This window comes from Pseudomonas sp. PME37.24/025, from assembly GCF_055556615.1.
Window position 1 is genome coordinate 159,062 of the sequence record NZ_JBVHNK010000008.1, and the last position, 26,918, is coordinate 185,979.

Annotated in this window: 24 protein-coding genes; 17 read left to right on the plus strand and 7 right to left on the minus strand. The window is 58.9% G+C overall.

The features are described from left to right. Window positions 1-387 precede the first annotated feature (387 nt). The 3 genes from ACZ3HH_RS16205 to ACZ3HH_RS16215 all read left to right on the plus strand — a co-directional run bounded on the left by ACZ3HH_RS16205 (window position 388) and on the right by ACZ3HH_RS16215 (window position 3,062). Window positions 388-639, plus strand: coding sequence for a DUF6896 domain-containing protein (locus ACZ3HH_RS16205; protein WP_465805815.1), 252 nt, complete (start codon window positions 388-390; stop codon window positions 637-639). Window positions 640-770: 131 nt separating this feature from the next. After that, window positions 771-989, plus strand: a complete 219-nt coding sequence (locus ACZ3HH_RS16210) for a hypothetical protein (RefSeq protein WP_465806098.1) — start codon at window positions 771-773, stop codon at window positions 987-989. 186 nt (window positions 990-1,175) lie between these two features. Then, window positions 1,176-3,062: an ATP-binding protein gene (locus ACZ3HH_RS16215; protein ID WP_465805816.1), complete on the plus strand. Its 1,887-nt coding sequence runs from the start codon at window positions 1,176-1,178 to the stop codon at window positions 3,060-3,062. Window positions 3,063-3,069: 7 nt separating this feature from the next. Here ACZ3HH_RS16215 and ACZ3HH_RS16220 read toward each other — a convergent pair whose 3' ends face one another. The 7 genes from ACZ3HH_RS16220 to ACZ3HH_RS16250 all read right to left on the minus strand — a co-directional run bounded on the left by ACZ3HH_RS16220 (window position 3,070) and on the right by ACZ3HH_RS16250 (window position 11,139). Then, window positions 3,070-3,888 carry a cyclase family protein gene (locus ACZ3HH_RS16220; RefSeq protein WP_465805817.1) on the minus strand — a complete coding sequence of 273 codons (819 nt, stop codon included), beginning with the start codon at window positions 3,886-3,888 and terminating at the stop codon, window positions 3,070-3,072. 667 nt (window positions 3,889-4,555) lie between these two features. Beyond that, complete coding sequence (locus ACZ3HH_RS16225; RefSeq protein ID WP_465805818.1) at window positions 4,556-4,729, minus strand: hypothetical protein; 174 nt, start codon at window positions 4,727-4,729, stop codon at window positions 4,556-4,558. A gap of 10 nt (window positions 4,730-4,739) precedes the next feature. Continuing rightward, window positions 4,740-4,982 carry a hypothetical protein gene (locus ACZ3HH_RS16230; RefSeq protein ID WP_465805819.1) on the minus strand — a complete coding sequence of 81 codons (243 nt, stop codon included), beginning with the start codon at window positions 4,980-4,982 and terminating at the stop codon, window positions 4,740-4,742. Window positions 4,983-5,043: 61 nt separating this feature from the next. Then, complete coding sequence (locus ACZ3HH_RS16235; RefSeq protein WP_465805820.1) at window positions 5,044-6,117, minus strand: lipocalin-like domain-containing protein; 1,074 nt, start codon at window positions 6,115-6,117, stop codon at window positions 5,044-5,046. After that, window positions 6,107-8,578: an ABC transporter permease gene (locus tag ACZ3HH_RS16240; RefSeq protein ID WP_465806089.1), complete on the minus strand. Its 2,472-nt coding sequence runs from the start codon at window positions 8,576-8,578 to the stop codon at window positions 6,107-6,109. Before ACZ3HH_RS16240 ends, ACZ3HH_RS16235 begins: the two co-directional genes overlap by 11 nt. Window position 8,579: 1 nt before the next feature. After that, entirely contained in the window at window positions 8,580-9,248 is a 669-nt protein-coding gene (locus ACZ3HH_RS16245) for an ABC transporter ATP-binding protein (protein ID WP_048394989.1), read from the minus strand. Window positions 9,249-9,441: 193 nt separating this feature from the next. Continuing rightward, a complete protein-coding gene (locus ACZ3HH_RS16250) occupies window positions 9,442-11,139 on the minus strand; it encodes a sulfatase-like hydrolase/transferase (protein ID WP_465805821.1) in 1,698 nt (565 codons plus the stop codon). A gap of 380 nt (window positions 11,140-11,519) precedes the next feature. On the opposite strand from ACZ3HH_RS16250, the gene ACZ3HH_RS16255 reads away from it, so the two are divergent. From ACZ3HH_RS16255 to ACZ3HH_RS16320, 14 genes are read left to right on the plus strand one after another with little or no spacing between them, the layout of a single operon-like run. Next, on the plus strand, window positions 11,520-12,872 hold the full coding sequence (locus tag ACZ3HH_RS16255) for a UDP-glucose dehydrogenase family protein (RefSeq protein WP_465805822.1): 1,353 nt from the start codon (window positions 11,520-11,522) through the stop codon (window positions 12,870-12,872). After that, window positions 12,869-13,927, plus strand: coding sequence for an NAD-dependent epimerase (locus ACZ3HH_RS16260; RefSeq protein ID WP_465805823.1), 1,059 nt, complete (start codon window positions 12,869-12,871; stop codon window positions 13,925-13,927). The genes ACZ3HH_RS16255 and ACZ3HH_RS16260 overlap by 4 nt, the downstream gene beginning before the upstream one ends. After that, window positions 13,924-14,670 (plus strand): sugar transferase, encoded by a 747-nt coding sequence (locus ACZ3HH_RS16265; protein ID WP_465805824.1) that lies wholly within the window; start codon window positions 13,924-13,926, stop codon window positions 14,668-14,670. The genes ACZ3HH_RS16260 and ACZ3HH_RS16265 overlap by 4 nt, the downstream gene beginning before the upstream one ends. Continuing rightward, window positions 14,671-15,315, plus strand: a complete 645-nt coding sequence (locus tag ACZ3HH_RS16270; protein ID WP_465805825.1) for a CpsD/CapB family tyrosine-protein kinase — start codon at window positions 14,671-14,673, stop codon at window positions 15,313-15,315. It begins immediately after the preceding gene. Window positions 15,316-15,339: 24 nt separating this feature from the next. After that, window positions 15,340-16,362, plus strand: a complete 1,023-nt coding sequence (locus tag ACZ3HH_RS16275; protein ID WP_465805826.1) for a polysaccharide biosynthesis/export family protein — start codon at window positions 15,340-15,342, stop codon at window positions 16,360-16,362. Between the two features lie 17 nt (window positions 16,363-16,379). Then, window positions 16,380-17,975: a GumC family protein gene (locus ACZ3HH_RS16280; protein ID WP_465805827.1), complete on the plus strand. Its 1,596-nt coding sequence runs from the start codon at window positions 16,380-16,382 to the stop codon at window positions 17,973-17,975. 32 nt (window positions 17,976-18,007) lie between these two features. Next, complete coding sequence (locus ACZ3HH_RS16285) at window positions 18,008-19,063, plus strand: glycosyltransferase family 4 protein (protein WP_465806091.1); 1,056 nt, start codon at window positions 18,008-18,010, stop codon at window positions 19,061-19,063. After that, window positions 19,060-20,427, plus strand: a complete 1,368-nt coding sequence (locus tag ACZ3HH_RS16290) for an O-antigen ligase family protein (protein WP_465805828.1) — start codon at window positions 19,060-19,062, stop codon at window positions 20,425-20,427. The genes ACZ3HH_RS16285 and ACZ3HH_RS16290 overlap by 4 nt, the downstream gene beginning before the upstream one ends. After that, on the plus strand, window positions 20,424-21,392 hold the full coding sequence (locus ACZ3HH_RS16295; RefSeq protein ID WP_465805829.1) for a glycosyltransferase family 2 protein: 969 nt from the start codon (window positions 20,424-20,426) through the stop codon (window positions 21,390-21,392). Before ACZ3HH_RS16290 ends, ACZ3HH_RS16295 begins: the two co-directional genes overlap by 4 nt. Next, window positions 21,385-22,521: a glycosyltransferase gene (locus ACZ3HH_RS16300; protein WP_465805830.1), complete on the plus strand. Its 1,137-nt coding sequence runs from the start codon at window positions 21,385-21,387 to the stop codon at window positions 22,519-22,521. The genes ACZ3HH_RS16295 and ACZ3HH_RS16300 overlap by 8 nt, the downstream gene beginning before the upstream one ends. A 12-nt stretch (window positions 22,522-22,533) precedes the next feature. Beyond that, window positions 22,534-23,535, plus strand: coding sequence for a polysaccharide deacetylase family protein (locus ACZ3HH_RS16305; protein WP_465805831.1), 1,002 nt, complete (start codon window positions 22,534-22,536; stop codon window positions 23,533-23,535). Beyond that, window positions 23,532-24,836, plus strand: coding sequence for a lipopolysaccharide biosynthesis protein (locus ACZ3HH_RS16310; protein ID WP_465805832.1), 1,305 nt, complete (start codon window positions 23,532-23,534; stop codon window positions 24,834-24,836). The genes ACZ3HH_RS16305 and ACZ3HH_RS16310 overlap by 4 nt, the downstream gene beginning before the upstream one ends. Further along, window positions 24,833-26,752 (plus strand): hypothetical protein, encoded by a 1,920-nt coding sequence (locus ACZ3HH_RS16315; protein ID WP_465805833.1) that lies wholly within the window; start codon window positions 24,833-24,835, stop codon window positions 26,750-26,752. Before ACZ3HH_RS16310 ends, ACZ3HH_RS16315 begins: the two co-directional genes overlap by 4 nt. Continuing rightward, window positions 26,749-26,916, plus strand: coding sequence for a hypothetical protein (locus ACZ3HH_RS16320; protein WP_465805834.1), 168 nt, complete (start codon window positions 26,749-26,751; stop codon window positions 26,914-26,916). Before ACZ3HH_RS16315 ends, ACZ3HH_RS16320 begins: the two co-directional genes overlap by 4 nt. The last annotated feature ends 2 nt before the right edge of the window (window positions 26,917-26,918 follow it).

Here is a 26,918-nt window from a genome sequence, read left to right on the forward strand (position 1 = left end):
AATTAGTGATGGTGACTTCACATGCATCGCCTTCTCTCAACCTTGCAATGTAATAGTGGGCTAGCATTTAACTCAACCACTCCACGTTTTTCCTGTAAAAAATGCAATGATCAGCGATCAGTCGGCGGTAGGAATATGGAACTTAAGCGACACAAAACTTGAGCGAAAAGTCGTTGCCAAAGTTATCGACATTACTAACCAAGTGGTTGCCGTTGGCGACATACATATGGTGATCGATGATTTCTTACCAGGAGGATTAGAGATTGGGAACATCATTGAATTCGAGTGCGCCAGAATAGATCTATGGTAGTAGCATCTAAAAAAGAAAAAAAGGTGACAGAAAAAAGGTGACAGATTTATTTTCTGATCACCTGCCTCCAAGCGATCATGAAAATAAATCTGTCACCTTTTTCGATTCGTGTGGATTTCGATTTCGGGCCAAATGGAAGAACCGATGGATTCGACGCATGGCGCTTGTATAACTATGCATGCGAATTCCCAGAAAAATATGCAAAATACACAAGCCTCGCTACAGTTAAATCAAAGTTAAACCAATACATCCAAGAAAACATGGTTAAAAAAATAGACAATTCCACCTCCAACTTATATTTTTTTGCGCAACCAAAAAAGGCCCATTAATCTCATATTTAGATTTTCGCCCATTAAAATTCAGAGCTTTTTTAAATTTTATTGGAGCGCTGACAACTTCACTTAAAATTCACGGACTAGCACGCCGCCAACATTGAAAAAAGAAGACAGATTTATTTTCTATGCGCATGAAAATAAATCTGTCACCTTTTTCGATTCCTTTTTCGATTCATTTTTCGATTCCTTTTTCGATTCCTTTTTCGATTTTGCAAGAGTTTGCGCGGGTGTTGGCCATCCCGTTGCGCGATGGCTGCGATTTGCTGGATGTGGTCGGACGGCGGTTGCGAGCGCAACACCGCCTCCCAGACTTATGCACGCAGCACTTCGCAAAAGTTTGTTAAAAACTGTCTTTGAGCTTCTGATCAATCCAAGAAATAGACTCAACATTGTGAACACAGAAAACCCAAAAAACTGGCTATTCGGTCAAGTAACTCCCTCGCCGCCTCATCTAAAAACAGCGAAAACAACAATGGTTTTCAGCCAGTCTTCAACCTATGCTTGGGCATACAGTATGGAGGCTGTGATTTATGTTCAAACTCAGACGGAAAACATGGGCGTTACTTTTGGTCTACATCGTGGGTGTCAGTGGCTATATCTACTACCTCTACGTCGAGACCCAAGGAATCCTCACTGACAATATTAATAACAAGCTGCTGCATGCCGCGTTGGGGGCTTCGGCCATACTTGGCGACCGCTACCATGACAATCTGATCGACAAGCAGTCCAAATCTGAAGCGGAAGACTGGAATACCATTCAGCGGCTCTCACGGTTCAACGAGTCCATGGGCACCGCCTTTGTCTACAGCGTGGTCAAACGCTCGGGCGAGGCTTATCTGGTCAGCTCCAGCGCATCGAAAAAAGAAATTCAAGAACAGAATTTCGTACGCTTTTTTGATCCCTATCCGGATGCCAGTCAGGCGTTGCTCGACAGTTTCGAGCGCACCGAACCCACCTGGATCGACTACTCGGATCATTGGGGAGACTTTCGCGCCGTCTTCGTCCCGATGAAATCGCAGGACGGTACGATTTATGTCGCGGGTGCGGAGATGACGTTGGCGGATTACTACCAGCAACTTAATCAGGACTCTCTGCACCATATCATCCTGGCCATTCTGGTATTTCTGGCCTTCAGTCTTTTGTTCATGATCGACTTGTTGCGCATGCGTGCTCATCTGCAGCAACTGCAAATAAACGAACAGGTATTGAATCAGGCTAAAAATGCCGCCGAGGACGCTGATCGTTCAAAAACCAGATTTTTGGCCACCATGAGCCATGAAATCCGCACGCCGATGTACGGTGTCATCGGCGCGACCGAGTTGCTGGCTGGGTCCGCGCTGAACCCCGAGCAAAGCAGTCTGCTAAAAACGATTCATACGAGCGGACGAACCCTGCTATCTCTTATCGACAACATTCTCGACCTTGCAAAAATCGAAGCGGGCAAACTTGAGTTGAAGCCTCGTGTATTCGACGTGAGAACACTGGTTTCATCCAGTGTTGAAATGATCCGGCAAAACATTCAGGACAAGCCAGTAGTACTTGAGGTCCAGGTTTCACCGGACGTACCGCTATTGGTCAAAACCGATCCCGATTGCCTTCGCCAGATATTGATCAACTTGCTGGGCAATGCGGTCAAGTTCACCGAAACCGGAAAAGTATCGCTCGTGGTCGCGACTAGCGGTTACGGCCCCCGCGCCCGACTCGAGTTCTCCATACGCGATACCGGCATAGGTATCCCCATGGAACGGCAAGACAGCCTGTTCAAGCCCTTTGCTCAGTTTAAAGAGCCGGCCAGTCAACGCTTTACCGGGAGCGGGCTCGGTCTTTCCATCTGCAAGAATCTGGTCGAGGCGCAGCAGGGGACTTTATCCTTTACCAGCCAGTCTGGCGTCGGATCGACGTTCTCCTTCTCGCTTCCCATGGAGCTTTTCTCAGTCTCGGAAATACCCATCGGGGACGATCATGCACCTGTTGGTTTCGACTCATCGTTTGCCGGAAATTATCCACTCAATATCCTGCTGGTGGAGAACCATCCCGTGAGTCAGAAAGTGGCCATGGCGATGTTGCAGACGCTGGGTTATACACCCGACCTTGCGTCAAATGGCCTACAGGCAGTCAATGAATATATGACGTCGACTCCCGATATCATTTTCATGGATATCAACATGCCTGTTATGGATGGGCTAGAGGCCATCCGTAAAATCCGCAAACTGGCACTGGGTGATACTTGCTACATCGTTGCTTTCACCGCGAGCGCTTTTTCGAGCGAGATAGAACGTTTCAGGGCCGCCGGTGCCAATGACATTTTAACCAAACCGGCGAACTTTCAGGCGTTGACCCGAGTGCTTCAGCGTGCAGCCAACTACCGGCAGCAATTCAAGGCCAGCACGCCGGTAGTTGATACTATTTCAAGTTGACATGGACTCAGGGCACAAACGCCATCACGGAAACAGGAGAACCTGACCCTTCTTTCAGTCGAAGCACGCCAATGACCAATGTCGTGCCTTTGGCAGGTAGCTGATCGAGGTTAGTCAGGCACTCCAGGACGATACCCTCTTTCGCCAGTATCTGGCTGTTGGTGGCGTAAACCGTATCCTGACCTGGATCAGCTCCGTGTGTATCGATACCGACACCGGCTATCGCGCGTTCTTCAAGCAAAAACTTTGTCGTTGCAGCCCCCACACCGGGAAAGTGCGGGCCGCTTGCATCTTCATTGATAAAACGTTTGGGATCGTCCCACAGGGCTTGCCACCCCGTATAAAACAGCACAACAGAACCCTGGTCGATGCGCCCATGAGCCTGTTCCCATTTCTCGATGTCCTGGATGCCAATCACATAGTCCGGGTTGTCCCGGGACTGGGTTCGTACATCAATCACCACGGCCGGTCGCACCAGGGACTCCGGCTTATAGGCATCAATCCCGATGGCATTGGGGTGAAAACTGTTAGGCGCGTTCATATGGGTTGCACTGTGCTCGCCAATGCTGAAACGCCGCAGGTAATAACCGTCTTTTTCCTGTGAGGCCACCACGTCGAATGTCACCGGCGGGTCGTTAGGCCACAGTGGAATGGATGTGCTAATGACATGACTGAGGTCGATGACCTTTCGAAACTGAATACTCTGCATTCCTTTGACGTCCTTATCCTCTGCGAAACTTTTAGCGACGCCGACCGACAGCAAAGCGGCCAGTACGGCAATAGATACCCGTTTAAAACAGCTGTTGTCTTGCTTAGATGTCTCCATAACGATTGACTACTCCTTCGATCATTAAAGGGTTCCTGCCCTCTCGTCCAGCCATGTCCAGCGGTTCTCTATCCTCTGCTGGTTGATTCTGAAGAGGCGTCTGTATCGGAGAGTATCAATATTGATCGTTTCAATGCATCACCGTAAGCGTCCGACCTACACCACCTTGCGTCTCAGGCCTCGATCCAGGGCAACCTCAATTCACCCGGTGAGGTGCTCGGACGCCGCTTTAACCCAGCCAATAAAAATGGGCGACTTCAAGGTCGCCCATTTTTTATGTCCGAAACTTTTAAACATTGCGTTCCAGAGGAGGTGTTCGCCCAGTGTAATGGCCTGGCAATCCATGCACCGGTAAAGAGCCCTGACACCGGGCGAACGGGAAGGATTTTAATAGAATTTGGCCGATATGTCCTCGGTATAAACATGAAATTTATGCACGTAATATTTCGTAAGTTTTTGCTAAAAAATCGGATACAAACTTCTAAAACTCACCAGTTCGACCATCAAAACTGATTGTTCTTCTACCCCCATTGGCAAAAGAACAATCAATACGTACAAGTAATGATCAGCTTGGATGCTGGCTGGTGACTTTCAGCACATCTGTATAGGTCACCACAACGCTCTGTTCTACGTTCAGATCTTTCATTTTCGCTTGCATAGACGCCGCTCAGGGCGTGTCCGCAGTTTCTTGCGCGGTGGATTCGCCGCTGTCTGTACCTTTGCCGCTTTCCTTGCGCCGGGTCGGGTCGGTGGGACGCAGGGCGTCGTTGTCGCGCTCGACTTCGCCTGGTGGCCGGGGTTCGTCGGGGGGTTCCGAGGGGGTGGTCGGTTTGGGATTCATGGGGTTTTCCTCAAGCTTCGGGATCGTCGACTTCATGGGCGACGTTCACGGCGGGTGAGTCTTTGTGGGATTGATCGGCCTTGGTTTTGAGGATCTGCCATTGATCGAGGTCGATGGCGCCCTGCCCCAGCAGATCGTCGGCGATGCGCAATAATTCGCTGTAATGCGCGTCGGGAGATTGCTGCCAGTAGGCCTTGTCGTCGAACCGCCGCTGCCAAGTGGCAAGAGTGGGCGGTTTGAGGTCGTCGCTCATGGCGGGCTCCCGTGAATGGGCTTCATTACGTAGGAAAACGGCGTGGCGCCGAGAGTTCCGGTCAATACCCGGTCATCTCCAGATACCCCTGCCCGCCATGACTGCCGCTGAGCCGCACCGGCCCTTCCCAATAGGGAATGCGCAAGTCCATCCAGGCTTTGGGGTTAAGGGCGGCGATAGTGATATCGAGGTGTTTGGCGGGGATTTTGATCGACCAATGCACGGGCATTGAACGCCCGGCCACGTTGGCGGTGTCTTGGGGTGTGAGGCTGATGTCGTCGGCATGCAATAACTGCGTCTGCCCTTGCGCATCGATCCAGGTGCCGGTGAGGTACGGCGCGCCGTCCTTTTGTCGCATACGGTAGAGCATGACCTGTTCGCCGCTGTCCAGGTGCAGGGAGAACCAGTCCCAACCGGTCTGGTTGGCGGTCAGGGGTTGGCTGCTCCACTCGCGATCGAGCCAGGCCGGGCCGCTGACGGTGTAGGTTTTACCGTCGATTTCCAGCGTGCCATTGGCTTGAAAAAACGGCTGGCTGTAGTAGTACGACGCCTGGCCTTGTTCGGATTTCTGGCTGAAGCCTTTGTCGCCCTGAAGCACTAGCGGACGTGTGGAGGTCAGTCGAAGCTGGTAGCTGAAAGCCTTGTCGCGGGCGCTGAGTTGCAGGTCCGCCAGAGGATCTTCATCGGTGGCCTGACTGCTGAAACGCCAATCGTCGATCCATGCGTTGAACGGCGCCAGGCTCACTCCGGCCTGGCCGACGCCGCCCCGGGCGTAGCGTTCGGCGGCATGATGGGCCGTGGCAGAAGTCACGGCCGCATGGCCCAGCCAGATGGTTTGATTGCTCCAGCCAGATTGCTCGGGAGTCGCTTTCAAGGCGCTGCGAAACAGTGTCCATTGCGCGCCGAACTGCTGGCCCTGATCGTCCTTGAGGTTGGCGGTGACGTACCACCATTCGATGCGAAAGCCATCGTGGGGGCCGTGGTCTGCCGGAAAACTGAAGACTCGTCCGGGCACCACCGGGGTAAATGCGGCGGCCTGATGGCCCAGACCGGCGAAGCCTTTTTCCGGCGCAGGCGTGTTGTCGCATCCGTTCAGCAGCGCGGCCAATAGCAACACGCCGACCTTAATCTTCATGAGCAAACGTCCTCAGCAGATCCGCCGGTTGCGTGCGATACAACGAGTACAACGGCCACGCTGACGCGAGCAATGTCGCAATCAACGCCAGGCCCATCAATTGCAACAGTTGCAACGGAAACACCCGCAACGGCAAGCGCCAACCGAAGGCCTGAACGTTGATCACCATGTCCAGGCACCACGCCAATGCGATGCCCAAGGGCAATGCCAGCACCAGCGTCAACACCGCCAGCAACCAGGTTTGCCCCAGGTTCAGCAGCATCAACTGCCGCCGCGTCACGCCCAGCGCCCACAGTGGCGCGAGTTGCCCGAGGCGGCTCTGGCTTTGGGTCAGCAGGCTGATGAACAGCGCCACGCCCGCGACGCAAAGCGTCAGGCTATTGAGCGCGGCGGTGGCGGCGAAGGTGCGTTCGAACACTTGCGTGGACCAGCCCTTGAGCCGGGCCTGATCGACGATGCGGCTGTCGTCCAGGGAGAAACGGGCTTGCAGCGTGGTCAGGAACCCGGGAATCGACGCCGGGTCGATGCGCAGGTTGAAACGGCTGGGCGTCAACTGCGGCCAGCCGCGCAGCAGATGATTGATGTTGACCAGCAGATGGCCCTTGGGATTGCCGTAGTCGGCGTAGATTCCGACGATCCGTGGCGACCATGGGCCATTCGGTGTCGGGATCGTCAGGTGATCACCGAGCCGTAACTTCAAGCGCCGGGCCAGTTGCTCGCTGAGCATCAGCGCGTCGTCCTTGGCCAGTCGCTCCCAAGGATTGTCGCCCAAGGCTTCCAACAGTGGCCAATGCTGACGATACGTCGGGTGATCGATCACGCCAAAGACGTCCGCCGGCCAGCCTTGCAACTGGATCGACACTTGCCAGTTCGGCAGCACCGCCGTGACTTGAGGTTGTTGTTTGAGCCAGGTGTGCAGTTCTCGAGCCTGGGCGGGATTTTGTGGATTAAGGTACAGCTCGGCGGTCAGGCGTTGTTCGAGCCAGTTGCTGAACGTCTGACGGAAACCGGCGGTCATGCTGCCGGCGCCGATGTTTGCCGCCAGCGCCAACAACAGCGCCATCAAGGCCAGGCTCAGGGCCGGCAGCTGCTGACGGCAGTCGGCGAGAAACCATTGGCCGAGCACCGAACGACTGCGCCCAAGCACCCAGTTGAGCACGCTGTTCAACACCACCGGCAAGGCCAGTGCGGCGCCGATCAACAAGGCGGCCATCAACACGAAGCCGCTGCTCAGGCTGTCGCCGAAGATCAACGCCCACAGCGCGATCACCGCAGCCATCGAGGCGACCCAACCCTGGCGCCGCAACCAGCGCGCGTGAGCCTGATGCCAGGCTTGCGGATTGGCCAGCGCCAGCAACGGCAAACGCGCCGCCCGCAGCAAACTGTTGGCGCCAGCCAGCAAGGCGCCGAACAGGCTCAGGACGATACCGCTGAACCACCACAGCGGACTGAGGTTCAACTGCCCCGGCACTTCGGCACCGTACAAACCGCGCAGGCTGGCGGCGACGTCCGGCAACAGCACACCGGCCAGCAGGTAGCCGCTGACGACGCCGGCGATACCACCGATCAACGCCAGGCCACCCAGTTCGACGGCAAGGCAGGCAATCAACAGGCGTGCGCTGACCCCGCAGGCGCGCAGGGTTCTGAGCAAGCTTCGGCGTTGCTCCAGCGCCAGGCCGATCGCCGCGTGAACGATGAACAGGCCGACCACGAACGACAAAAAGCCCAAGGCATCGAGGTTCAGGTGGAAGCTTTCGGTCAGGCGCGCGAGATTGTTTTCTTCGCCGCTGCTTTTGAACTGAAGTTGGCCCTTGAGCTCATCAGGCAGGGTCGCGGTGAAATCCTTGGGCAGCAGCAGGCGTGACAATTGATCGGGCATTTGCAGAATCTGTTGAGCGAAGCCGATGTCCACCAGCAACATGCCGGGCGCCATGTCGGTCTGGGCACGCAGCGGCGGCAAGGCGACTCCGCTCTGGGCCATCGGGGTTTCACCTTCGTGCAAGCCCAACGCCTGCAAGGTCTGCGGTGAAATCCAGGTGCTGCCCGGCGGGGTGAAAAACTCGACAACCTGCTCGATCGGCAACGCCCGCCCGGCCACCGCGGAACCGGCCGGCAGCGACACCGGCTCAATCCCCATTAACTGCAAGCGCTGGTCTTCATGGCCCTTGAGTGTCACCCGGCCTTGCAACACGGGCGATACCGGCCAGCCTGCACGACGCAGATCGACAAACACTTGCTGGGAAAACGCCCCACCGCCGGTCGCACTGAGACTGGCTTGCGGTTCACCGCCGATCAGCTGACTGGCCCGGGCGTAGCTTTCTCTCGCCTGGCTGTTCAGCGCTTGCACGCCTGTCAGCAGGCTGGTGGCGAGCCAGAGCCCGGTCAGCACACTGAAAAATTGCACCGGATGCTGTCGCCAATGGCTGAGCAGCGCCCGCAGCGTCTCGCGAAAAACCCGCACCTCAGCGTTCGTCCGCGCCAGCCAGACGGCCACCGTGCAGCACCACTTTGTCTGCCAACCGCGCGGCGACTCGTGGGCTGTGAGTAACCATCAACAACGTCGTCGGGCTGTCGTCGAGCAGTTCCAGCAACAACTTCAACACCTCATCGCTGGTGGCTTCATCGAGGCTGCCGGTGGGTTCGTCGGCCAGCAGCAGTTTCGGTTGCGATGCCAGGGCTCGACCTAAGGCGACCCGCTGCTGTTGCCCACCAGACAGTTGTTCCGGATAGCGCCGCAGTAAATCTCCCAACCCAAGACGTTGCACCAGATGCGCCTGCCAACGTGGATCGTGGCGCCCGGCCAGACGCGCTTGAAACGCCAGATTGTCTTCGACGCGCAAACTGCCGATCAGGTTGAACTGCTGGAACACCAGACCGATTTCGGTCCGCCGCCAGTTTGCCAATTGGCTTTCGTTCATCTGCTCCAGCCGATGCTCGCCACTTCGGATGCTGCCGCGATCGACCTTGTCCAGCCCGGCGATCAGGTGCAGCAAGGTGCTTTTGCCGCTGCCCGACTCGCCCATCAGCGCCAGGCTGCTGCCGGGCTTCAACGTGAGGTCGACGCCTTGCAGCACGGGCAATGGGCCTTGGGGGGTGGCGTAGCTTTTGAAGACGCCCTGGACGTGAAGCATGAAGGGGAAACTCTTTTGATGAGTGGGGGCAAGGGTAGAGAGTACACCCGATAATCTTGGGTTGAATGGTCTGACGTCTTCGCGGGCAAGCCCGCTCCCACAGTGATCGAGGCGAACCCAAACTTTGCGTACGCCATCGCCCCCTGTGGGAGCGGGCTTGCCCGCGACGAGGTCAGATCAGCCCATCAAAATCTCACTGCCCCACCGCCACACTCGGCACCACTCGCCCCGGCGTCACAATGCTGTTCAGGTCAATATGCTTCCACTCAGGCTTGGCCCCCAACCGCGCATTGAAACGATAGTTAAAGGTGAAATCGTCCGCCGTCGGCACACTCAACGGTTTGCCGTACACCGCCTCGATCCCCGCCAAGTCATAGCCCATCAACTGCAGCAACGTCGGGAAAATGTTGTAGTGACTGGAGCGATCCTTATTGGCCGGCAACTGCGCCTGCCAGTCCAGGGTCTTCAAATCGCTGCCAGAAATCACCACCAGGGGCACCACCCCCTCCTCCTCCACCGGATCACCACCGCAGTGAGTATTGAGCCCAGGGTTACCGCGCTCGTGCAGGTCCTGCCCATGGTCCGAGGTGTAAATCAGTAGCGCATGGCTCAAATCCGCCTGAGCAAAAACCCGAGCGAAGAACTCGCCGACATTCCACAACACGGTATTTTTATAGGCGTTGCGGTACAGCAACCAGTCATCCGGCTGACCGTTGAAACCATCGCGTTTGCCCGTGTCCGCCACTTCGACAAACTGCCCACGGGGCAATGTCGGGCGGTAAGCCATAAACGCGTCAGGGTACTTGTCGTGCACGGGAAAATGCGCACCGACCTTGTTGATCACCACCAACTCCGGCTTACCGTCGTTGAGCAGATCGATCAGCTTGGCCGCCGCTGCCATGTCGCGGTCACGCACGCTGGTCTGGTCGAATTGCACGAACTCGTCGATGTCCTTTTTCTCGGCAGCGTTCATCAGGTTCTGCAAGTTGCCAGCGGTGCGTTGGGAGTCGATGTAAACGGTGCGCAGCCCGGCGTTCTTTGCATACTGCCAGATCGACGGCAGCGTGCTGTTGATCCGCATGTAATCGGCGCGGGTGCCACCGTAGCGCAGGGTGACATTGGTGTCGGCACTGCAATTGGCGATGGATGCCGCGTAGCCGTAATTGAAAATGTCCACACCCGGGCGCGGTTCCTTGAGGTTACTGCGCACACCGAACGGCGTGTTGATGTCCAGGTAGTTGCCGGAAATGCTCTCGTCGATGATCAGCACAATGTCGTGCCCCACCGGCTGATCGATACGCGTCAGGCTCACCGGTTCACGCGGGCCGACGGTGTTGTGCAGCGCTTCATAGGTGAACAGATTCAAATAGGCCAACGGCGTGTACATGATCGGCAAGCCACGGGCACCCTCGCCGGCCCGCACAAACAGCACGGCGCTAAGCAGTAGCACCCCGAGCACTGGCGCCGCCACCAGCAGTGCACCCGGTAATGGCGCCCGTCGACGCGGCTTGAGCCCGATACCGAACAGCAGCAACAAACCACTGACCAGCCCGTTGACGATTGCATCGCGGTACTGGTAAGCCGCTTCTTGAATGAAACCACCGGAATACACCAGCGACACAAAACTGCTGTAGGTCATGTAACCGGCAGTCACTTGCGTATAGACGTCAAAGAACACCGCCGAGCCAAACATCGCCAACGCGAACAGATGACGGATCAGCGCCTGACGGATGTACGCGGTCATGAACAACGCCACTGTCAGCACGACGAACATTGCGCCATACAGCACCATCGGGAAACCGATGCCCAGCGCATTAAGACGATCAAGGTAGTAGTCGTAATTCTTGAGCAGATACAGAACCAGCAGCAGTTCCTTGAGGTAACGGATCATGGTGATTACAGCACCTCCGTGGCCAATGCATTGTCGGCCATTTTCTGACACTAGCACCGGGCCCTCGAAGCGCAAGAAATGCCGGTTTTTTTCCCAAAGCGTCAAAAAAACGTTGCCTCAAATCTGACACACTCAAACGTCTGTAACCCTTGTGTTTCAAGCCTTACGACCGTTTATCGTTTTCTTCAAACCCTCAGAAACCCCTCAAAACCGCGGCAAATCCAGCAGCGGCAAGCACTTGATGGCAAATAGCCCGTGAAATCGGGGTTTTCCCGGTCGCGTTACCCGTCATTTTGCTGACTCGCTTTCCCATGGCTGGGCTATACCCCTTTTGACAGTCTCATTTCAGTTACATCCACCGTCTTACGAGGCACGCCAATGTGGACGTGAGCGTATTTGGTACGGGCTACGTAGGCCTCATTCAAGCCGCAGCATTGGCCGATGTCGGACATCGCGTCTTGTGCGTCGATATTGACCCCAACAAGATCAAGCAACTGCAGCAAGCCGTGCCCCCGATCAGCGAACCGGGACTGTCCAGCACACTGGAAGACAACATCAAGGCCGGTCGCCTGCTCTTCTCCACTCAGGCCAGTGACGCGGTCGAACACGCCGAACTGATTTTCATCGCGGTGGGTACACCCGCCGATGAAGACGGTTCCGCCGACCTCAGCCATGTGCTGAATGTCGCTCGGCAAATCGCCAGTTTCATGGAGTCCGATCGCACCCTGATCATCAAGTCCACCGTGCCGGTGGGCACCGCGGACCAGGTGGCAAGCACCGCTAACGAGGAATTGCAACGCCGTGGCAAAGAGGCGTTGAACGTGCGGGTGGTGTCCAACCCGGAGTTTCTCAAGGAAGGCAGCGCCCTGGCCGATTGCATGCGCCCGGACCGGATCATCGTCGGCACCAATGACGATGAAGCGCGCAACCAGTTGAGCGAACTCTATGCGCCGTTCTGCCGCAACCGCGAAAAACTCATGTTCATGGACAACCGCAGCGCCGAGCTGACCAAGTACGCGGCCAACGCAATGCTCGCCACCCGCATCAGTTTCATGAACGAACTGGCCAATCTCACTGAGTTGCTGGGGGCCGACATCGAGGCGGTGCGCAAAGGCATCGGCTCGGACCCACGCATCGGTTACCACTTCATCTACCCCGGCTGCGGCTTCGGCGGCTCGTGCTTTCCCAAAGACCTGCGTGCCCTGCTGCACACCGCCGAACACAACGGCATGCCATTGCGTCTGCTGCGCAGCGTCACCGACGTGAACGACAGCCAGCGGCACATTCTGTTCAGCAAACTGCAGGGGCTATTTCCCGATGGTCTGATCGGCAAATCCATCGCGATTTGGGGCCTGGCCTTCAAGCCCAATACCGATGACATGCGCGAAGCCCCCAGCCGTTATCTGATGGAAGCGCTGTGGGCCGAAGGTGCGAGCGTGCAGGCTTACGATCCGGAAGCCATGTCCGAGTGCCGACGCATTTACGGCTACCGCGATGACCTGCACCTGTGCGCCACCCGCGACGACACTCTGGAAGACGCCGACGCGCTGGTGATCTGCACCGAGTGGAAGAATTTCCGTGTGGTCGACTTCGACCTGCTGGCGAGCAAACTGCGCGCGCGAGTGATCGTCGACGGGCGCAACCTTTACAACCCGGAGCACGTAGCGGCGGCCGGCTTGCATTACAGCGGCATCGGGCTTCGGCACATCGCTCCCGAGGCGCCACGGTCATGAAGATACTCGTCACCGGAGCGGCCGGTTTCATTGGAGCCCACTGTGTGTTGCGGCTGTTGCGCGACGGGCATCAGGTATGTGGCCTGGACAATTTCAACGACTTCTACGACCCGCAACTCAAACACGACCGCGTGGATTGGGTACGTGGGCTCGTCGGTGATTTTCCGCTGGCGAAAGTCGATGTGGCCGACGCCACGGCCCTCGACGAATTGTTTGTTCGTGAACAACCGGAGGTGGTGATTCACCTCGCGGCCCAGGCCGGGGTGCGTTACTCCCTGGAAAACCCCCGGGCCTACGTCGACAGCAATCTGAGCGGGTTTTTGAACATCCTCGAAAGCTGCCGCCATCACCCGGTCAAGCACTTGATCTATGCCTCGTCCAGTTCGGTGTATGGCGCCAACCAACACACGCCTTACTCGGTCAAGGACTGCGTCGACCACCCGTTGTCGCTGTATGCCGCGACCAAAAAAGCCAATGAGTTGATGGCCCACAGCTACAGCCATCTGTTCGGCATTCCCTGCACCGGTTTGCGTTTTTTCACGGTATACGGGCCTTGGGGCCGGCCAGACATGTCGCCGATCCAGTTCGCCCGGGCGATTGCCGAAGGCCAGCCGGTGAAGCTGTTCAACTACGGCCAGCACCAGCGTGATTTCACCTACATCGACGACATCATCGAGAGCATCGCCCGTCTGATCGAATGCGCGCCCCAAGCAGCACCGCAGTGGAACCGCGAACAACCAGACCCGGCCAGCAGCATGGCGCCATGGCGCATTTACAACATTGGCGGACAACAGCCGGTGGAGCTCAAGGACTACCTGGCGCTGCTGGAAAAACACCTCGGACAAAAAGCCCTCGTCGAGTTGCTGCCCCTGCAACCGGGCGACGTGCTCAACACCTGCGCCGATGCCAGTGATCTGGCCCAGGCCACCGGTTTCCAGCCACGGATCGAGCTGGATGAAGGACTCGGACGATTCATCGCCTGGTTCCGTGACTACTACCCACTGCGCAACGCCCACTCGCCACTCGCGGAAGGGCTTCAGCGGAGGCCTCTATGACTGGACATGAAAAAGGCGTGTTGCTCAATCACATGCAGCGTGACAAACGCCTGGACCCCGAACACCGAATGCGCCTGGACACGGCGATCCACATGCAGGGTCGCGGCTGGCTGACCGGCCGCGACGGTGGTCGGCCCTGGACTCTGTCGCGAACCAACCGGGTGGTTGCATGCCTTGGCGCGCTGGTGATTCTGCTGCTGCTGTCCCCTGTGCTGCTGGGCCTGGCGCTGGTGATCAAGTTCAGCAGCCCGGGGCCGGTGATGTTCGTGCAAAAACGCACCGGTTACCGCGGCCGCCTGTTCGGCATGTACAAGTTCCGCACCATGGTGGCCAACGCCGAGGAGCTCAAGGAGTCCCTGCGGCACCTGAACAAGCACGGCGCCGATGCCATCGATTTCAAGATCGACGACGACCCACGGATTACCCCCATCGGCAGTTTTCTGCGGCGCAGCAGTCTCGATGAGTTGCCCAACCTGATCAATGTAGTCAGCGGCGACATGCGTTTAGTCGGTCCACGACCGACCTCGTTCAACGCCTATCGCTACAAAGACAGCCACCTTGCACGCCTGAGCATCTACCCCGGCATGACCGGCCTTTGGCAGATATCCGGGCGCAGCAATATCGACTTCGACCAGCGCGTTGAGTTGGACCTCAACTACATCGCCGAGCAGAGCCTTTTGCTTGATCTGAAGATCCTGTTGAAAACCCCCTTCAAAGTATTCAGCGGCCACGGAGCGAGTTAAATGGACGGTTCATCGAATAAAAGCCTGACCATCGCCAGCCCGAGCGAGTCCAACCTGACCTCGACCGTGCTCGACCTGGATCTGCGGATCCTCTTTCTGACCGCTGCCAATGCAGGCACCGGCACCACCACCAGCGCCCTGGCGCTGGCCGGCCAACTGGCGTCAATGAGTAGCGGCCAAGTGCTGCTGGTGGACGCCAGCCAGTCGGAGAGCAACCTCACGCAACAACTGGGACTGACCAAAGAGCGCGGCTTTCGCGACCTGCTGTTCAACGCCTCGCCGCCGCTGCTGCAGGACTGCCTGGTGAACGTCTCCAGCCTGCCCTTCCACATTCTGCCGAACGGGCGGCATATCCGCGGCGCCGAGCACCTGACGACCGAACAATTGGCCCCGTTGCTCAACCAACTGGGCGATCGGTATCGCTTCGTGGTGATCGACGGCGACGCGGTGTATTCAGCCGCCGACACCCTGGTCATCAGCACCCTGGTGGACGGCGTGATTATGGTAGTGCGCGCCGAAGACACACGTTGGGAAGTGGCCCAGGCCGCGGCCCAGCGCCTGACCCAGGCAGGCGCAAAACTGGTGGGCAGCGTCTTCAACCGGCGCAAGTACTACATGCCCAAATGGCTCTACAAAAACCTGTAAGCAACCGCAGAAAAGGATGACGCTATGAACGCCAAAATGCTTCTCCTGCTGTTGCTGCCGCTTGCAGGTTGCTCCAGCACCAGTGAAACCCAACAAATGCCGGTGCAGATCCTCACGGCCGAGCCGGCCAATGCCCAGGCCACCGACATGCCCAGGGTCGAACAGACCCTGCGACCCAAGGACGTGCTGGACGTGATCTTCCACATCAGCACCAGTGGCTCGGGTGCTTACCGCATTCAGTCCGGTGACCAGGTCGCCCTGAACTTCACCGCGGCCAGCCAGCTCAACGGCACTCAACTGGTGCTGCCCGACGGCACCATCGAACTGCCGGGGGCCAATACCGCGGTGAAAATCGCCGGGCTGACGGCTGTCGAAGCGCGGCAGGAGATCCAGCGTGCCTATGAGCGAAAATCCCTGTTTCAGCCCAATCGCAATCAGGTGACGGTGCTGGTCACCAGCCCGCTGAGCAACGAGCAAAACCTCAAAAGCGCCCTGAACCACCCCGCTACCGGCATGAGCAGGGAGATCACCGTGGGCAACGATGGCTATGCGAGCTTCCCGGAAATCGGCTCCGTACCGCTGCAAGGCATGACCGTCAACCAACTGGAAACTTTCCTCAATCAACGCTACGCGCAATTGCCGGGGCGGATGACTGTCGACGTCATGCTCAAATCCACGTCAGGCAACGAAATCTATGTGCTGGGTGAAGTCGCGCAACCGGGCTCCTACCCGATTCGCCGGCCCGTCTCGGTGCTTGAAGCGCTGACCCTGGCCCGTGGCACTAACGTCAAGGCCCGGCTCGATTCGGTGGTGATCATGCGCCGCACCGGCAACCAGGTGCAGGCCGTGCACTACGACGTGGAAAAAGCCTTGTCCGGTGACGCGTCGCAGATTGCTTACCTGCAACCGGACGACATGCTCTACGTGCCCAAGACCAAACTGGCCAGCGCCGGTGAGCTCGCGCGGCAACTGGCGGACGTGGTGTTGTTCCAGGGGGTCGGTTTCACCTTTGGCTACCGCGTCGACAACAAAGGCAGTAACAACTAACTCTCAGGTGACCGACTATGAACCCAAAGGAAAACTACCTGCATGAGTTCTTCAGGATCTTCTTCGCCAACAAGAAGTTGGTGAAGCGAGTCTTCCTGGTCTTTGCAGTAATCGCCCTGATCTTGCCGCTGATGCTCAAGCAGAGCTTCGACATCACCGCGCAGGTGATCGTGCAGTCCAAAAAACTCTCCCAGGGAGACGCCACCACATCCCTGACTCAAGGTGATGCCTCGTTCATTCCGCCGTCACTGGCAGACATGGAAACCGAGAGCAATATCCTGCGTTCGCCGGCGCTGATCCGTCAGACCATCAGCGACCTGCGGGACAAAGGCGAGTACGCACCCAACCCCGGGATCTTCAGCAGACTGGTGACCGAACCGATCCAGCGTTTCGTGACCAACCCCTTGCGTGAGTACGTGGTCAATCCAGTGCGCGATGCGTTCGGGCTAGAGACCGATCCCGTACGAGACACCGACCTGGATGTCTTCACCCAACAGGCCACCGAAAACCTGAAAATCGAAACCCTGCCGGGTTCCAACGTGATCTCCATTGTCTACAGCTTTGGCGATCCCGCCCAAGGCACTCGGTTTGTCGCGGCACTATTGCAAAACTACCTGGCCAGCCGTCAGGAACTGCAATCGATCGACCTGCCGCAGAGCTTCTACGAAACCAAGAAGAAGCAATATCAGGTGCGTCTCGATGGCCTGGAAGGCACGCGACTGGCGTTGCTCGAAGGCGTGGCTTCATCCGATCCGAAGGAAGAAATCACCTTCCGTCTCAATGCGATCAACACCGAGGAACAGGCCCTGAACCTGTATCAGGATCGCCTGCTGCAAAGCCAGCGCTGGCTCGACTACCTGAAAATCGCCCTGACGTCAGCCACCAATACGTCCCGGCTCAGCGATTACACCTTCCCCTTCACCTTCACCACCACGGTGGACAACATTGCGTTCGAAGACCGCGAGATCAGGCAGCTCGGTGAGCAACTGACCACTCAGGTCAGCCGCTACATGAACGACCTGGCGGTGTTCCAGCCGGGCAGTGAACCGATGCTGTTGACCCGCGAGCAGATTTCCCGCACCCGTCAGCAGTTCCTGAAAATCGTCAGCAACCGGATTCAGGAGCGTACCAACGACCTGGCGATTGTCACCTCGGTGATCAAGCAGAAAACCGCACGCATCGCTGACTTCAAGGACCGCATCCATCAATTGCAAGTGGCTCAAAGCAAGTTGCAGCAAATGGACACGGAGATCAATGCCTTGCACGCGGCGTTCTCCACCTACGCCCAACGCTTTGCTGAAAGCAGCTCCGCCGGTTTGCTGGACAACGATATGTCCAACGCCCGGGTACTCAGCCCGCCGTACGAACCGACCGATGCGGCGTTTCCAAAACCGCTGCTGATCATTCCGTTCGGGATGCTGACCGGTCTGCTGCTGGCGATTGCCTTCGTCTACATGCGTGAGTTCTTCGATCATCGCTTCAAACACCCAGCGCAAATCACCCATGAACTGGGCTTGCCGGTGCTGTTGGTGATCAACGAGCAAGACGTTATGCCGAACAACCCGCACAAAAACTGGACTGTGGATAGCTTCGTGTATTGGGTGCGCCATTGAACGGGCCGCTCAGCGCCAGCGCTCTGCCGATCATGCATTTGATCAGCAGCGGCGGCTTCTATGGGGCTGAGCGGATGCTGCTGGACCATTGCCTGGCGACGCCGGGGCAGCACCAAGTGCTGTTTCTCGATGCGCCGCCAGCGCTGATCGCGCGATTTCGCGGGGCCGGGATCGACTGTCGCAGCTTCACGGGTTTGAGTGCTTTGCTGCGTCATTTACGTCAGCGGCGAGCTGAACAGCCGCTGATCAATACGCATAATTTCAAGGGTCTGTTATTTGGTTGGGTGAGTGCGACGTTGTTGGACTTGCCGCTGGTGATTACCCAACACGGTTTCACCCCGCGCAGTCGCAAGCAACGCCTTTACGGCTGGCTGAGTTTGCAATTGTGCCGCACGGCGTCGGTGCATCGCGTGGTTTGCGTGGCCGAAAGCATCGCCGTGCTGCATCGCAAGGCCAGTGTCCGGACGGAGAAACTGCAGGTGATTCCCAATGGTTTGCCAAAGGCCAACGGCCTGCTACCCCACAACGCCACGCACTCGCGCTGGCTGGCGGGTTACGTCGGTCGGCTGAGCAATGAAAAAGGCCCGGACCTGTTTCTCGATGCCCTGATTCCGCTCTGTCAGCAACACCCGCAACTGGACGCCGTGATGCTCGGCGACGGCCCGGAACAGCAAACCCTGCTGGCGCGGATTGCCGCTGCCGACTTGCACAAACGCATCACCTTGCCGGGTTATCAGACCGACATGAACCGGTGGTGGCAGCAACTCGATGCGCTGGTGATCAGCTCGCGTACCGAGGGCACACCGATGATTTTGCTGGAGGCGATGCAGGCCGGGGTGCCGGTGGTGGCGTTCAGCGTCGGCGGGATTCCCGATGTGCTGGAGGACCGGCACAACGGCCTGCTGGCGACACCCACCGACAGCGTCGCCCTCGCCCGGCAGATCGACACGCTGCTGAATGAGCCGGCCCTGGCTCGCGAACTGATCGACAACGCTAGACGTACGCAATTGGACCGTTACGACCTGAAGGCCTTGGCCGAACGCTGGTCGCAGCTTTATATCCGTACTGCACGGGAGGCACGCGCGTGATCTTTCCGCTCTCGATCGTCAGTCTGCTCGCCCTGGTCTGCCTCGGTTTGCTGGCCAGCCCTTATCCGTATCTGGCGCCAGGCGCGGTGCTCGGCCTGGTGGCTGTCGCGGTGCTGTACCGAAAACCTGCCTGGGGTTTATTGGGCATCGCGGCGCTGGTGCCGTTTGAAGGTTTCTTCAAGGGCAATGCACTGTCGGGCACCAAATTCATCGGTGCTTCGCTGGCACTGATCGTGATGCTGCAACTGGCTATCCACCAGATTCCGTCCGAGCGCCTGCGCAGCAATATCTGGCGCTACCTGATCTGGTTCATGGTGTTGTACCTGTTGAGCATGATCAATACCGACAACCTGGACATGTCCCAGAGTCATCTGCGGGATCTGAGCGTCGGCCTGGTTCTGTTTGTGATCACCTTGCTGATCGGCCGTGAATTGAACCTCGAGATGTTCGCCCGGCTGGTGACCCTCAGCGTCACCGCGACCTGCGTGCTGGCCATGTTCTCCACCAAGTATCAGGACCAGGGCCGCGCCGCCGGGCTGCTGGAAGACGCTAACTCGTTTGCCCTGCTGATTGCCTTCGCCGTGCCGTTGGGCCTGCTGCTGATGATCCGCGGCCCGAACCTGCTGCACCGATTGTTCTGGGGCGGCTGCTGCATTTTACTGCTGGGCGGCATGACCAAAACCGATTCCCGTTCCGGGCTGGTGGTGTTGTTCCTGAGCTTGATGATCGGCGCCTGGCACTACCGCGCACAATTGCCACGCATCCGTCCACGCCATCTGGGTTTTGCCATGCTAAGCCTTGCGATCGTGATCCCGCTGGCCATTTATTCGATGCCGGCCGGTTACGTCAAGCGCATCCAGTCCTTGAGCGTGTTGAAATCTGGCGCCAAAAGCCAGGACGAATCCCTCGGCCGCCGCGCGTCATATCTGGTGGTCGGCAGCCAGATCATTCGTGAGCACCCGTTACTCGGTTCCGGCCCCGGCACCTTCCCGCTGCACTACGCCAGCTCCGGTTACGCCAAGGTGTTTTCCGCCAACCGCAAGCCCGGCGACTTGTACCGCCGCGCTCACAACACGTACATGGAAATCTTCAGTGAGCTGGGGATTCCCGCCGGGCTGTTGTTCGTCGGCATGCTGGGCCTTGGGATGTACAACCTGGTCCGCGCCCGACACGCCTGGTTGCTGCGACGCAATTGGGAACAGGCCGACCTGATCACGCACCTGGGCATCAGCTATCTGTCGCTGACACTGTTTTTGATGTTCCTCAGCGCACCGAATCACAAATATCTGTGGATCATGCTCGCGCTGAGTTTCGTGTTGCGTCTCAAGGCTGAAGAACACCCGCCGACGGAGGCCAGGGCATGAGCCGCATCAGCCTCGTCATCCCGATGTACAACGAAGCCCGACACATCGGTCGGACGTTGCTCGCCGCGAAAAAAGCCGCTGAGGCCACCGGGCTGGAATGCGAGTTGATCGTGGTCGATAACGGCTCCGACGATCAGGGCCCGCACATCGCTCGCCAGTTCGGTGCGCAGGTGCTGGTGTTGCCCGGCCTGCTGATCGGTGCCCTGCGCAATCGCGGAGCGGCGATGGCGACAGGCGAATGGCTGGGCTTCATCGATGCTGATATCGAAATGCCCGGGGACTGGCTGACGCTCTTGTTCGAACTGGAGTCCGGCGGTCAGGGCGATGTCCTTGCCCTGGACTTGCACACCCCTATCCAGGCGCCGTGGTTTGCCACGGCCTGGCAACGCCGCATGGCCCGCCCGACCACTCACACCTTGCACCCGGTGCAATGGTTGCCCGGCGCCAATCTGCTGATGCGCCGTACCTGGTTCGACAAGGTCGGCGGCTTCGACGAAACCCTGCGCACCGGTGAAGACAAGGCGTTCACTATGCGCCTGAGCGAAGCCGGCGCACGATTGCTCACGGTCAACCAAAGCGTCGCCTTGCATTGGGGCTATGAAGGCAGTTGGCGTGAGTGGATAGGCAAGGAGTTGTGGCGCCAGGGCAGTCACCTGCAACTGCTGCGCACCCAAGGGATGAGCCTGCGCTTGTTGCGGTTCCCGGCTTTTTCGATGGGCGTCTGGGGGCTGGATTTCATTGCTTTATCCACCCTGCTCAATGGTTTCCCTCAAGTGGCGTTATTCATCGTGCTCATCACCAGCCTGCCAGCGCTGGTGCTGAGCCTGCGCCACAGCCTTAAACACCGTGACCTTCGCCTGATACTGCAATTGTGGGGGCTGCACTGGGTGCGCCTGCACCTGGCCGGTGCCGCGCTCATTTTGAGCCTGTGTCATTGGAATGCCAGGAGGCCGGCCCGTGGCTGAATTCATTTTCTGGTTGTGCCTGTTATTGCCGGTGTATGCCTGGCTCGGCTACCCGTTGCTGCTGACGCTGATCGCGCCGTTGTTCCGCGTGCGGCGTCATGCACCCGCACAACCCATGAATATCAGCATCATCATCGCCGCGCACAACGAGGCTCGGCATATCGAAGAGAAGTTGCACATCCTGCTCACCCAGGATTATCAGGCGCGTTCGCTACAAATCATTCTGGCCAGCGATGGCTCCACGGACGACACAGTGGCCTGCGCCCACAAGGTCATCGACCCGCGCATCAGCGTGCTCGACCTGCCACGTCAGGGCAAGGCGGCCACCTTGAATGCCGGCGTCGCCCTGAGCACGGGCGAGATTCTGGTGTTCACCGATGCCGACAACCAATGGTCGACCGACACCCTCGGCCAGTTGCTCGCGCCCCTGGCCGATCCGGAGGTCGGGGCCTGTGCCGGGCATATGCTGATTCCGGTGCCGGGCAAGGGCCTGAGCCTGGGCGACAGCCTTTATCGGCACTACGAAGGCTGGTTGCGCAAGATGGAAAATCGCACCGGCTGCATGGTCTCCGCCGACGGCGCCCTGCTCGCCCTGCGCCGCGAGTTGTTCCAGCACGTGCCGGCGGAGGTCAATGACGACTTCTTTATCAGCACCTGCGCGCCGGTGGCGTTCAAACGCATCGTCTATGTGCCCGAAGCACAAGTGAGCGATCAAGGCGTCGACGAAATCGCCAAGCAATGGCGTCGTCGCCAGCGCGTTACCGTTGGCGGCCTGCAAAGCCTGGCCCAGCGCCGGGAGATGCTGAACCCTTGGAGGTATGGCCTGTATGCGATTGCACTGATCAGCCACAAGCTGATTCGACGTCTGGCACCGATCCTGTTGGTGCCGTTGCTGCTGAGCAATTTCTCGCTGTGGAATGTACATGGCTTCTATCGCCTGAGCCTGATCGCGCAACTGCTCGGTTACGCGATGGCCATCATCGGCCTGCTGGATGTGCAACACCGTTTGCCCAAACCCTTTCGCCTCGCCGCGTTTGTTCTGGTGACCCTTGCCGGGATGAGTATCGGTCTGTGGCAGTTCCTGCGCGGCCAGCGGTACGCGCAATGGAACCCCGAGCAAAATCGTTGAAAGGACCGCGCCATGGCAATCAAACAATTATTAAAACGCACCAGTGGCTGGCTTTATCTCAACTCGCCCGTAGGCCGTCACCAATTGCACGGCGCCGGGGTGATCCTGATGCTGCACCGGGTGCTGGCCAATGACCGCGCCGCCGACCTGCCCCATCGCAATGAATTGTGCGTCGGGCCGAAGGCCTTCGCACATCTGCTGCTCTGGTTGAAAAAACACTTCGACTGCGTGCCGCTGATGGAGATCTTGCAACCCGGCTCGGTCAGATCAGAACGGCCAAAAGTCGCGTTGACCTTCGACGATGGCTGGCGCGACAACGCGCTGAATGCCTTCCCGCTACTGAAACGGCATCAGGTGCCGGCGAGCATTTTTCTCTCCACCGATTTCATTGGCAGCCGACAACGCTTCTGGTGGGAAAGCCTGGGGGAAACCCTGTGGCACAGCCACGGTGAAAAAGCCCGGGCACATTTGATTGAATGTCTGCAACAGCTTGGGCGACCGCTACCGGTGCTGCTCGATGATCTGGATGTGCAGCGCCGTAGCCTGGCGCTTTTGCATTATCTGCAAAGTCTGAAAACCTTGCCTGCGGGCGAACTGAACCGGCTCACCGATCAATGCCCGGAGGAGTCGTTGCCCCAGGCTCTGGACTGGCATCAAGTACGCGCGCTGGAAGCCAGCGGGTTGATCCGCTTCGGCCCCCATGGCGCCAGCCACGCGATCCTCACCGGCCTTGATGATCAACGTCTGGATGAGGAACTGAGCCGCAGCCGCAATGCCCTGCGCAACGGTTGCAACCGGCCACTGCCAGTCTACTGCTACCCCAATGGCAACCATGATGCGCGGGTGCGCGAACACGTGGCCGACCACGACTTCCCGTTTGCCCTGGGCACCGTCGCCGGGATTTATCGTGGTATCAGCGATCCATTGGCTTTGCCGCGAATCGGCATCAGCCATCGCACGGCGCGCAACCCGGAGTTGCTGTCCTGGCGCATCTACCGCGGAGCCAGGCCATGAGTCGCAGTCATTACCTCAAACACCTGGCCCTGAGCATGGGCACCAAACTGGCGATGATCGGCCTGCGGCTGCTGCGCAACGTATTGCTGGCGCGGATTCTGGGGCCCAGCGAGCGCGGTCTGTTTGCATTGCTCAGTACCCTGCCCGATTTGATCAGCGCCGCCACCAGCGGAGGGCTGAATTCGGCGGTGGGGTATCAGGCGGCCAAGCAACGGCCCATGGGATTGTTGCTAAGCCAGGTGCTGGTGTTCGGTTGCCTGCTGGCGGGTTTGCTGACGTTGCTGGTGGTGGCGCTGGTGCGCGAATTCGGCGGCGAACTCGACATCACCACGCAACTGGGATTGCTCGCCTGGCTGTTGCTGCTGGCGGTGCCGCTGACCGTGCTCAAGAGCGGTCTGCTGACCTTGCACAATGCATCGGGCGGAGTGGTCGCGTTCAATGCCTTGCGGCTGGTGGAGTCACTGGCGCCACTGCTGCTGTTTCTGGCCTTGTTCTGGATGTGGAAAGACGCGGCGCTGGAAGCGGCGTTGATCAGTTGGCTGGCCGGCCTCAGCCTGGTGGTGCTGGCCGGGTGGTTCTGGCTCAAGCGCGCTCAGCCCCTGGCGTTGCAATGGGACCGCGCCAGCCAGAATGAACTGCTGCGCTACAGCGCTCGCAGCCATCCGGACCTGCTGTTCCAACAAGTGATTCTGCGCTCCGATTTCCTGTTCATCGGCGCCCTGCTCGGCAGCACGGCGCTCGGTCATTACGCCATGGCCAGCGCCGCCGCCGAGTTGCTGCTGATCGTCCCGGAAGCGGTGACCACGCCGCTGATGAAACGCCTGCTGCAACAGGACGAAGGCATGGATCGCCTGACGCCGTTGGCGCTGCGCCTGACCGCCACGGTGATGCTCGGCGCCTGCCTGACCATGGCGGTGATCGGTGAATGGCTGATCGTCACGCTGTTCGGCATTGCCTATCAGCCAGCCTACCCGGCGTTGCTGGCGCTGCTGCCGGGGCTGCTCGGCCTTTGCTATGCGAGCATCCTGCGCCTGGACTTGCTGGGCAAAAATCGCCCCGGCACAATTTCGCTGTTAATGGGCCTCGGCGCGTTACTGAACCTGGCCTTGAACCTGTTACTGATCCCGATTTACGGCATCGTCGGCGCCGCGACGGCATCGTCCATCGCCTACTTGGCGGTAACCCTCGCGCTGCTGGTGATGTATTGCCGGTTGAGCGGCGTACCGGTCTGGCAAACCCTGATCATCCTGCCCAGCGATGTGGCCCCGATGCTTCAGATGCTGCAACGGAAATCGGCATGAAACGCCTGATGCTGCTGTTGAGCCTGGGCCTCGGTTTGAGCGCCCAGGCGGCGCCCATGCGCTGGGCTGATATTCGCGACGGCAGCCTGTACCTGCAAACGGATCGTCCCGACACGCTGACTATTCGCTGGGTCCCTGCCTGGCAAGCCGATGCCAACGAAGAACACCTGTACCTGCTCGATGGCAACGGCAACCTCAAGGGCGAACGCCTGATCGCCGCCAGTGAAACCCGAGGCAAGCAGAGCTGGCCGCTGGCGCCGAGTGCCGCCAGTTATCGACTGGAAATCCCGGGCTACAGTTTCCGTCGCTACACGATCGAACACGACGAACACACCGTGGCGTTGTTCGCCCCGGCCAAGGTGCATTTCAGCGCCGAAACCCGCGGCGGCGATGAGCTGTATTTCAAGGTCGCGCCGGGGGAACACGCTGTACTGGCCGGCAAGTTTCACGGTGGGATCAACGCCCTGCAGGCCCAACGTGTGAGCGACAACAAACAGCTGTCCCTGGCGCTGAAACCCTATCGCGCCTATTGGCAGTTCGATCAGCTGGCATTGCCCGTCACTCAGGATGAACAGGTCTGGCGTCTGCGCTTGCAAGGCAGCGGCAAGGTCGCGTTCTGGCTCGATGGCACGGCGAACCTGTTCGCCCAGAACCCGCAGCAACTCAAACCGCTGCGCGAGGACGACGGCCAGACCCGCTTGACTCTGCACAAAGAGATGCTCGGCCCCACCCCGAACCTGGGCATTTACTTGCCCTACGTGTTGCCCCCTCAATCCAGTTTCGCAGCGCTCGACGCCCTCAAACCCCAGGCGGGTACCTATTACAGTTTTGTTGACGTCACCGCGCAAAATCCGCACCACGAAGATGCGTTCCGCCAGCTCTATCGGAACCGCTTCGGCATCACGCAGGACCTCACGCTGTTGGCCGGCAGCCAGCGTCAGGCCGATCTGCGGGCCGATGCCCAAAGCAACGCTGGCCTCGACGCCTGGCTTGCCGCCACTCGCGCCCTCGGCGGCAACGGTACGCACTACATCGCGTTCGCCGACGAGCCGAACCTCAATTACCCGAGCTACGCCGACTACCAGGCGATCTTCAACAGCATGGCCCGGCAAGTGCGCAGCGATCCGGCCAACGCCAAGGCCGGTGTGCGCATCGCCATGCCCGCCACTTCGCGCTTCGTTAACGGCCCGTTCGCCGACAATGCCGCCGACAAGCGCGGTATCGATTGGGCGCGGCGTCTGCTGGCCGAATCCGGCGAGCAGATCGACGCCCTCGCCTGGCACGAATGGATGATTCGCGACCTGCTGGCGACTCGGGTCTACCGCGACAGCGTGCGCCGTGCCGCCGAGCTGGTGGGGCTCGATGCCAAGGGCCGGCCACGCAAGGCCCTGCTGCTGGATCAGACCAACCTGTCCAGCGGCTCAAGCCTGAGCCCCTACGATCAGGAAACCCATTTTGCTTCCCTGTGGTGGTCTTCGGTGGTCATCAACTCGGCCCAGGACGGGTTGCTGGACATGCTCAACTGGTTCCAGGCCGCTGACGAGCCGACTTACCCCAAAGGCATGGTCCGGGTGCTGGGCGACGATCGTTTCGAGCTCAAGCCAGTGGGCCTGGCCCAGCAATTCATCCAGCAGCACTGGCTGAAAAACGTCATGCGCCTGGACAACGATGCTTTCGAAGTCGATGTGCTGGCCATGGCCACCGAACGCCAGCGAAGTTTGCTGGGAGTCAACAAAGGGGTGCGCTTGCAGCGTGTCGATCTGGCCGGGGCGATGTGCCCGCTGGCCAACGGAGCGCTGGTGTATTTCGGTGCCGACAGCCGCAGTCGTAGCGCTCAATTCAACTGTCACGACGGTCGCGTCAGCTTCGACCTGCCGGGCGAAACCTTGTTCGCCTTGAGCTGGAGCGCCTCATGAACGCCGTCAACTTGCATCACCACGACCGCGCCGCGCTCGACTGCGCGCTGCAGCACACCATTCGCGACCGGTCCCTGTCAGGAGGTAATGACATGAATGCCTTGGGGAGACTTTGCCAGCCAGGCAAACCGTCTCGTTTACCTGTTCCTGAGGCGGTGGGCTGAAC